General features: G+C 72.6%; 3 protein-coding genes. All 3 read left to right on the top strand.

What is annotated here, in order from left to right; all coding sequences use genetic code 11:
• Nucleotides 1–654: hypothetical protein (locus Q1K57_RS11285; RefSeq protein ID WP_300082544.1), on the top strand; the 654-nt coding region annotated here is incomplete at its 5' end.
• Entirely contained in the window at nucleotides 651–935 is a 285-nt protein-coding gene (locus Q1K57_RS11280) for a hypothetical protein (RefSeq protein WP_300082541.1), read from the top strand. The genes Q1K57_RS11285 and Q1K57_RS11280, both read left to right, overlap by 4 nt.
• The coding region (locus tag Q1K57_RS11275; protein ID WP_300082538.1) for a hypothetical protein at nucleotides 935–1,320 on the top strand (386 nt) is incomplete at its 3' end. The genes Q1K57_RS11280 and Q1K57_RS11275, both read left to right, overlap by 1 nt.

Here is a 1,320-nt window from a genome sequence, read left to right as displayed (position 1 = left end):
GCGACGGCGTGGACGCCAGCGCCCGCTGAGAGGGTGGTCGCCGTCGTGGGCTGCGCCGGCGGAGTGGGTGCGTCCACGGTGGCGCTCGCGCTGGCCACCGCGACCGGGGTGCCGGCGCGGGTGGTGGAGTGCTGCCCTCTGTTGGCGTCCGGCTTCTCGGCCGCAGCCAATGCCGAACTGGGGACCGCGGGCCCGTGGCGCCGCGGCAGTCGTGGCGACGTCCTGCTCGAGCGCCCCATCGCCGGCGATGCGACCGTGCCGGTTCCTACCGAGTCATCGGTCGAGTGGACGTTCGTGGACACCAACTGGGCGACTGCGTCAGATCCGGGCACCGGGTGGCTGGGGTCAGTGCTCCGCACGCTCGACGACGTCGTCCTCGTCACGAATGCCACGGTGCCGGGCGTCCGCCGCCTGGAGTCGTGCGCCGAACTCCTGGGCCGGGACGCCATGGTGGTTGTCGTGGGACCCACAGCCAAGCGCTGGCCGCGTCCGGTCAAGGTCGCCGTAGCCGGGGTGCCCGCGCGCGTGCACCTGGCCGACTTCCCGCTCGACCCACGCCTGCAGGTCACCGGCCTGACCCCCGACCCGTTGCCCGCCCCGCTCCTCAAGGCGGCCCAGAACGTCCTTGCCCTCCTCCGAAAGGAACCGACATGAACCTGCTGATCGTCCCGCTGAAGATCTGCCCGGTGGCGCCCACGGGCGTCGCCGCCTACACCGACCAGATCTCGGGCATGGTCCTGTGGTCCGTGCTGTGGCTGTTCGGCATCGCAGCGCTGGTGTCCGTCGGGGCGATCCTCGTCGGGCGTGCCACGCACTCCCCGCACCTCTCGAAAGGCGGCATCATCGGCCTCGCCGGCGTCCTGGTGCTCGCCGTGGTGCTGATGGGTGGCTACGGGATGCTCAACGGGATCCTCGGCGACGGCTGCGTCGGCTGATGTTCCGGCTTCGCCCAGCCCGCCCGGCGAGCTCAGCCGAGGTCGTCCCGCTCTCGCGCACTCAGCTGCTGGGCGTCCTCGCGGGGCTCCTGCTGGTGGGGGGCGTCCTTCTCTACGGGCTGGGCTACACCCTGGTGTCCGGCTTCTCAGCGGGAAACGCGAGCGACGGCGTCCAAAGCAGCGCTCACCCGTACTCAGACCCTGCCCAGCGGCGAGACCTCATTGCGGCAGCGCCGATGGCGACGGTGGCCCAGGACGCCGGCCTGACGCCGGGGGTGGCGATCGCCCTGCCTCCCGCGATCAGGCTGCCCGCCGCCACGACCGTCGGCGCCAGCGGAGTGCCGTCCGGCTACCCGCGCACCCCCGAGGGCGCGTCCGCCCAACT

It is taken from the genome of Propioniciclava sp., from assembly GCF_029977985.1.
Classification (GTDB): Bacteria; Actinomycetota; Actinomycetes; order Propionibacteriales; family Propionibacteriaceae; genus Propioniciclava.
This window is presented reverse-complemented; position numbering and strand designations above follow the sequence as displayed.

Bases quoted from the DNA above. Each gene is read 5' to 3' on its own strand.
- Q1K57_RS11280 (WP_300082541.1), top strand. From the start codon at position 651: ATGAACCTGCTGATCGTCCCGCTGAAGATCTGCCCGGTGGCGCCCACG.